This window comes from Vibrio sp. 970 (assembly GCF_033339075.1).
On record NZ_JAWOTW010000550.1, the window covers coordinates 1 to 595 of the forward strand.

A 595-nucleotide genomic window follows, 5' to 3' on the forward strand; every position below is an offset into this window, starting at 1 on the left:
GAGGAAGCGACAACAGCCATGTTCAGATGAATAGTTTGTTGGAACAACTGCAACAGTTGTCTGCGCCTCAAACACCGCAATACTTACAGTGGATTAAAGCCACGCAAGGTGACGATATTCATCTCATCGCGACGTCTGATGTGCTGTATTTCAAAGCGGAAGAAAAATACGTTTCGGTGTATGCGCAGCAAGGGCAGGGGGAAGTGCAAGAATATTTGATCCGCACATCGCTCAAAGAGTTGATTGGGCAGCTAAACCCAGAGCAGTTTTGGCAAGTGCATCGCTCAAGCGTGGTGCAAGTGTCTAAAATCAGTAAAGTAAACAAAGACTTTGCAGGAAGAATGTTTGTTTATGTTGGTGAAACTAAGCTGCCAGTGAGCCGCGCTTCTCAAAGTTTGTTTAAAGGCATGTAACTTTTCCCTAATCCGTTGCTGCTCACTCTTTACACTGTAAACTCGCCCCACATCATCTGAGTTATCAAGGAAGATAAATGAGTTATCGTGTGACTTTATTGAATGCGACGGGAGCGTTGTCTCCTGTTGCTGACTATTTGTATGAACAGCTGAATAGCCTGAGTCTGCAACTCGCCGATCAT

At 44.9% G+C, this 595-nt stretch carries 1 protein-coding gene; it reads left to right on the plus strand.

The window, feature by feature from the left end; all coding sequences use genetic code 11:
- On the plus strand, positions 1-413 hold a 413-nt coding region (locus R7Q11_RS27810), incomplete at its 5' end, for a LytR/AlgR family response regulator transcription factor (protein WP_225467190.1).
- Between the last annotated feature and the right edge of the window lie 182 nt (positions 414-595).